Annotated in this window: 7 protein-coding genes; 6 read left to right on the top strand and 1 reads right to left on the bottom strand. The window is 74.0% G+C overall.

Annotated features, from left to right (window positions below; all coding sequences use genetic code 11):
- Together sucB and Q0L15_RS14580 are read left to right on the top strand one after the other, a co-directional pair.
- Positions 1 to 1,125, top strand: a 1,125-nt coding sequence (sucB, locus tag Q0L15_RS14585; protein ID WP_296605177.1) for a 2-oxoglutarate dehydrogenase, E2 component, dihydrolipoamide succinyltransferase, incomplete at its 5' end; no start/stop codon positions are given.
- Between the two features lie 77 nt (positions 1,126 to 1,202).
- Positions 1,203 to 2,099, top strand: a complete 897-nt coding sequence (locus tag Q0L15_RS14580; RefSeq protein WP_296605176.1) for a TIGR01777 family oxidoreductase — start codon at positions 1,203 to 1,205, stop codon at positions 2,097 to 2,099.
- Here the strand turns inward: Q0L15_RS14580 and Q0L15_RS14575 are convergent.
- On the bottom strand, positions 2,045 to 2,500 hold the full coding sequence (locus Q0L15_RS14575) for a hypothetical protein (protein WP_296605175.1): 456 nt from the start codon (positions 2,498 to 2,500) through the stop codon (positions 2,045 to 2,047). The genes Q0L15_RS14580 and Q0L15_RS14575 overlap by 55 nt on opposite strands.
- Before the next feature lie 79 nt (positions 2,501 to 2,579).
- Here Q0L15_RS14575 and Q0L15_RS14570 point away from each other — a divergent pair, with 79 nt between their 5' ends.
- From Q0L15_RS14570 to Q0L15_RS14555, 4 genes are all read left to right on the top strand, one after another.
- Complete coding sequence (locus tag Q0L15_RS14570; RefSeq protein ID WP_296605174.1) at positions 2,580 to 3,479, top strand: alpha/beta fold hydrolase; 900 nt, start codon at positions 2,580 to 2,582, stop codon at positions 3,477 to 3,479.
- 3 nt (positions 3,480 to 3,482) lie between these two features.
- Positions 3,483 to 4,208, top strand: coding sequence for a lipoyl(octanoyl) transferase LipB (gene lipB / locus Q0L15_RS14565; protein ID WP_296605178.1), 726 nt, complete (start codon positions 3,483 to 3,485; stop codon positions 4,206 to 4,208).
- A 92-nt stretch (positions 4,209 to 4,300) separates the two neighbouring features.
- Entirely contained in the window at positions 4,301 to 5,218 is a 918-nt protein-coding gene (locus Q0L15_RS14560) for an ATP-binding cassette domain-containing protein (RefSeq protein WP_296605173.1), read from the top strand.
- Positions 5,215 to 6,177 carry a hypothetical protein gene (locus Q0L15_RS14555; protein WP_296605172.1) on the top strand — a complete coding sequence of 321 codons (963 nt, stop codon included), beginning with the start codon at positions 5,215 to 5,217 and terminating at the stop codon, positions 6,175 to 6,177. The genes Q0L15_RS14560 and Q0L15_RS14555 overlap by 4 nt, the downstream gene beginning before the upstream one ends.
- The last annotated feature ends 31 nt before the right edge of the window (positions 6,178 to 6,208 follow it).

The raw sequence follows: 6,208 nt of genomic DNA, 5'->3' as shown, positions 1-6,208 counted from the left end.
GAGCCGGAGCCGGAGCCCGAGCCCGAGCCGGAGCCCGAGCCCGAGCCCGCGCCGGAGCCGGAGCCGGAGGCCGCCCCCGCCCAGCAGGAGCAGACCCCGCCGCCGGCGTCCGCCCCGCAGGCCGAGCCGGTGCGTCCGGCCGCCGAAGCGCCCCAGCCCGCCTCCGAGCCGGCCGGTGACGGCCCCGGCTACGTCACGCCGCTGGTGCGCAAGATGGCCGCCCAGCACGGTGTCGACCTCGGCAGCATCACGGGCACCGGAGTCGGTGGCCGGATCCGCAAGCAGGACGTCCTCGACGCCGCCCACGAGAAGGAGCTCGCGCAGGCCCGGCAGGCCCCCGCCGAGGCTCCCGCAGCACCCGCTGCGGCCCCGGCCGGCGCGTCGGCCGGCGCGCCGTCGGGCACGCCGTCGCCGCTGCGCGGGACCACGGTGAAGATGTCGCGGCTGCGCAAGATCATCGCCAGCCGGATGGTGGAGTCCCTGCAGACCTCGGCCCAGCTCACCCAGGTCGTCGAGGTCGACGTCACCAACATCGCGCGGCTGCGCGACAGCGTGAAGGCCGACTTCCTCGCCCGCGAGGGCGTGAAGCTCACCTACCTGCCGTTCTTCGCCAAGGCGGCGATCGACGCGCTGAAGACCCACCCGGCGCTCAACGCGACGATCGACACCGAGGCCGGCGAGGTGACCTACTACGACCGCGAGAACCTCGCGATCGCCGTGGACACCGAGAAGGGCCTGATCACCCCGGTGATCAAGGACGCCGGCGACCTGTCGATCGCCGGCCTGGCGAAGAAGATCGGCGACGTCGCCGAGCGCACGCGCACCAACAAGATCGGCCCCGACGAGCTGTCCGGCGGCACGTTCACGATCACCAACCTCGGCAGCGTCGGGGCCCTGTGGGACACCCCGATCGTGAACAAGCCGCAGGTCGCGATCCTGGGCCCCGGTGCCGTGGTGAAGCGTCCGGTCGTGATCGACGACCCGAACCTCGGCGAGACGATCGCGGTGCGGTACATGGTCTACCTGGCCCTGACCTACGACCACCAGCTGGTCGACGGTGCCGACGCGGGCCGGTTCCTCACCGACGTCAAGCAGCGCCTGGAGTCCGGGCAGTTCGAAGTCTGAGCGTCCACGCCGAGTCGGCGCCGTCTGAGCCCAGACTGCGCCGACTCGGCATTTCGGCGACGTGACAGGCTGAGGGCATGGCACTCAACGTCGTGATCGCGGGGGCCTCGGGGTTCCTGGGCAGCCACCTGTCCGACGAGCTCCGGGCGCGCGACCACACGGTGGTCGCGCTGGTCCGCCGCCCGGCCCACTCGTCGCACGAGTCGACGTGGGATCCCTACGCCGGCGTCTACGACCGCGCGGTGATCGAGCGAGCCGACATGGTCGTCAACCTCGCCGGCGCGCCCACGGTCGGCAACCCGCACTCGAAGCGCTGGGCACGCGAGCTGCGCGAGAGCCGGGTGACCACGACCCGCCTGCTGGCCCGGGCGATCGCCGAGAGCGAGCGTCGCCCGGCGTACATCGCGGGCAACGCCATCGCGTGGTACGGCGACCACGGGGAGCAGGTCGTCACCGAGGAGACCGAGAGCACCGGCGACAGCATGCTCACCCGGGTCACCCGCGAGTGGCAGGACGCCGCGCTGCCCGCGGCTGACGCCAGCGCCCGGTTGGCCTTCCTGCGCACCGCCCCGGTGATGGATCGCCGTGGCGCGCCGCTCAAGCAGCTGGCCCTGCTGACCCGGCTGGGCCTCGGCGCCCGGCTCGGTGACGGCCGCCAGCGGATGGCGATGGTGTCGTTGCGCGACTGGGTGGGCGCGACCGCGTTCCTGGTCGAGCACGAGAGCGCCAGCGGACCCTTCAACATCTGCTGCCCCGAGACCCCCACCAACGCCGAGTTCACCCAGGCGCTGGCCCGGGCCGTGCATCGCAAGGCGTTCCTCGTGGCGCCGCGGTTCGCGATCGAGCTCGGCGCCGGCTCGCTGGCTCCCGAGGCGCTGGGGTCGCTCAACCTGCGCCCGGCGGCCCTCGAGGACGCGGGCTACCGGTTCCGCGACCGCACGGTCGGCGAGGTCGTGCGCACCGGGCTGGCCTGAGCCACGCGCCACTCCCCCGCAACCCGGACCAGCACCAGCCGGCGGGTCGAGACCGCGTCCCGCGGCAGCGGTTGCCGCACGCCCCCGCCGACCGCGACTCCCGAGGCGAGCCGGTCGCTGACGACGACCACGAGCCGGTCCGGCGTACGGCGACGCGTCTCGACCGCGAGCAGCTGCATCCGCAGGTCGACGACGCGCAGCCCGCGCGCCTGCCAGGCTCGCAGCATCGCCACGTCGGCCGCGCCGGCCGGGCTCCGGGGCGTGTAGAGCCGGGCGAGCGCCGCCGGGTCGCCCGCCGCCCAGGCCGCCGAGCGGTCCACGTCCCACGCGTGCAGCACCGCGGACGCCGGGTTGGGGACCGGCGCCAGGAGAGTCGCAAGCAGGAGGACCAGGAACGGCACCCCCCACTCCTACCCTGGTGGCGCGCCGTGCCGGGGCTCTCTCCACAGGGTCGGGGCGGCGGGCTGGGAGACTGACGTCGTGCTGAGCCGTCGCGGGGTGCTGCTCGGCGGGGCGGGCGTCGCGGTCGCCGCCGTCGCCGGCGCCGGCATCGGCGTCGAGCAGGGCGTCCTGCCCGGCCGCCCCTGGTTGCAGGCCCACCTGGGGCTCAACGGCGCGGCCGGCGTGGTCCCCGATGTCGAGCCGGGCCCGGTCGAGACGCACACGTTCGTGTCCGAGCACCGGCTCGGAGCCGAGACGAGCTGGTGCCTGATGCGGCCGCCCGGCACCCGAGGCGCGCTGCCGGTCGTGGTGGCGCTCCACGGGCTCGGCCAGGACGCCGGCACGCTGGTGGGGCCGTCGATGGGACTCCCCCGCTACCTCGCGGCCGCGGTCGCCGACGGGGTGGCGCCGTTCGCGATCGCCGCGGCCGACGGCGGGACGTCGTACTGGCACCCGCGCCCTGACGGCGAGGACGCGGGCGCGATGGTCGTCGACGAGCTGCTGCCGCTGCTCGCCGAGCAGGGACTGCGAGCGGCACCGAGCGACCGGATCGGGCTGATCGGCTGGTCGATGGGCGGGTACGGCGCGCTCCGTCTCGCCGGGTTGCTCGGCCCCGACCGGGTCGCCGGTGTCGTGGCGTCCAGCCCCGCCATCTGGAGCCACCCGGGCGACGCCTCGCGGTCGGGGTTCGCTGACGAGGAGGAGTACGAGCGGTTCACGGTCGTCGGCCACCAGGAGGACCTCGCCGGGATCGCCGTCCGGGTCGACTGCGGCACCGGCGACCCGTTCTACCGCGACGTCGAGGACTACGTGGCCGGCTTCCCCGACGACGCCGGCGTCACGAGCACGTTCGAGCCGGGCGCCCACGACCCGGCGTACTGGCGGCGGATGCTGCCCGACCAGCTGGCGTTCCTGGGGGCCGCTCTCGGAGCCCGCTGAACGATCCGCAGTAGGCTCGAGCGCGTGATGTTCGAAGACGCCGGGCTCGTCGACTACGTCCAGGCCTGGGACCTGCAGCGCGAGGTCCACGCTCGGGTCGCCGACGGCGAGCAGCCGGACACGGTCCTGCTGCTCGAGCACCCGCCCGTCTTCACCGCCGGCAAGCGCACCGAGCCGCACGAGCGGCCGCTCGACCCCGGCGGCGCGGCGGTCATCGACGTCGACCGAGGCGGCAAGATCACCTTCCACGGCCCCGGCCAGCTCGTCGGCTACCCGATCGTCACGCTGCCCGACCACGTCAAGGTCGTCGACTACGTGCGCCGGGTCGAGGAGGCCCTCATCCACGTCTGTACCGACCTCGGGGTCACCACCGCCCGCGTGCCGGGCCGCAGCGGCGTCTGGCTGCGGGCCGACGACCGCGGGCCGGAGCGCAAGATCGCAGCCATCGGCATCCGCGTCAGCCGTGGTGTCACCATGCACGGCTTCGCCCTCAACTGCGACGTCGACCTCGGGTGGTACGACCGCTTCGTCCCCTGCGGCATCGCCGACGCCGGCGTGACGTCGCTGAGCCGCGAGCTCGGCCGCGACGTCACGGTCGCCGAGGCCACGCCGCTGGTGCAGCGCCACCTGAACGACTACCTCGCGTGGGCGCCGTACGACCCCACGCCCGACTACGACCCGCGCCCCGAGCCGGGTCGGCACCCGCGCATCGAGATCCTCACGCCGTAGGGCGACGCCCGGCGCGTCCCGGTGCGGCGCCACCCGAACCCTGTTTGGATCGTCGGACACCACGACAGTGGGGACGACGACTCGGGGGTCGCATGAGCGAGCTGGTGATCGAGGCCTCTGGCCTGCGCAAGGAGTACCGGACCAGACGGGGTCTGCGGGTCGCGGTCGACGACCTCGACCTGGCGGTCCCTCGCGGAGGCGTCCACGGCTTCCTGGGCCCCAACGGGTCGGGCAAGACCACGACGATCCGGATGCTCCTGGGCCTGTCCCGCGCGACGGCCGGCCGGATGCGGCTCTTCGGCGAGGAGGTGCCTCGGCGGCTGCCGCACGTGGTCGACCGGGTCGGAGCGGTGGTCGAGAGCCCCAAGTTCTCGCCGAACTTCTCCGGACACCAGAACCTCACGCTGCTGGCCCGCTCGATCGGGGTGCCCTCGGAGCGTGTGGCCGCCGCGGTCGACACCGTCGGGCTCACCGGGCGCGACCGCGACCGCTACAAGTCCTACTCGCTCGGCATGAAGCAGCGGCTCGCGATCGCCGCCACGCTGCTCAAGGAGCCCGACCTGCTCATCCTCGACGAGCCCACCAACGGGCTCGACCCGGCCGGCATCCGCGAGATCCGCGACACCATCCGCGGGCTCGGCGAGTCGGGCGTGACGGTGCTGCTCAGCTCGCACATCCTCGCGGAGGTCCAGCAGGTCTGCACCTCCGCCACGATCATCGGTCAGGGGCGGCTGCTCGCGTCGGGCAAGGTCGAGGACCTGGTCGGCGCGAGCACGGCGTACCGCGTCGGCGTGCCGAACGCCGAGGCGGCGGCCCGCGTGCTCACGGCGGCCGGCTTCACGGTCCGCGACGGTGACGGCCTGGTCGTCGACACCGACCGACCGGCCGCCGTCACCGAGACGTTGGGCGCGGCCGGCATCTGGCTCGACGAGCTCACGCCCGTGCGGCGCGACCTCGAGGCGGCGTTCCTCGAGCTCACCGCCGGGACCGAGCTGGGAGGCGACCGATGAGCCCACGGCTGCTGCGCGTCGAGCTGACCCGGTTGCGGTGGCGCCGGGCCGTGATCCTCCTGGTGCTGCTCGCCGTGGCGATCCCGGCGTTCATCGGCGCCGCCCAGGCGTGGTCGACCCGCCCGGTCTCCGACGACGAGATCGCCCAGGTCGCGCGCGAGCACGCCGGCGAGATCGACCGTTGCACGGAGCGGCCGCGCCAGTACGGGATGCCGAAGGGCGTCTCCGAACAGCGCTGCACCGACCTGATCGTGGGCTGGTACACCGGGCGCGAGCCACTCAGCCTCGCCCAGCAGCGCAACGGCGGCTCGGGCATGGCGGTGGTCGCGGTCCTCACCGCGCTGCTGCTGCTGGCCGGCACCACCTTCGCCGGGCACGACTGGAACAGCGGGTCGATGAGCAACCAGCTGCTCTTCGAGCCGCGCCGGCGCCGCGTGTGGACCGCCAAGGCGCTCGCGGTCACGGTCGTCGCCCTGGTGACGGCCACCGTGGTGAGCGCGGCGTACTGGCTGGCGATGTGGGCGGTGATGCGGGCCCGCGACCTGCCGATCCGCGACGGCGCACTGACCGACTCACTGGCCTTCGGGTTGCGCGGCGCCGCCTTCGCCGCCGCGGCCGCGCTCGGCGGCTACGCCCTGACGATGCTGCTGCGCAGCACCGTCGGCACGATCGGGGTGCTGTTCGCGGTGTCGGTGGCCGGAGGCGTGATCGTCGCCGTGCTCGGGCTCAGCGAGCACTGGCAACCGCAGAAGAACGTCTCGGCGATCGTGAAGAACGGCACGACGTACTGGGTGCAGCCACCGCCCTCGTGCGAGGGCAGGCCCATCCGGGCCGACGACACCGAGTGCAGGGGCGAGCGCGAGCTGTCGGTGTGGGACGGGACCGGGTACTACGGCACCGCGCTCGTGCTCACCGCCGGGGCCTCCCTGGTCTCGTTCCGCCGCCGCGACGTCCCCTGACCACGACCGGCGCGGTCTGGGCCCCCGGCGT

The sequence above is a fragment of the Nocardioides sp. genome (genome assembly GCF_024509035.1).
Taxonomy (GTDB): domain Bacteria; phylum Actinomycetota; class Actinomycetes; order Propionibacteriales; family Nocardioidaceae; genus Nocardioides.
This window is presented reverse-complemented; position numbering and strand designations above follow the sequence as displayed.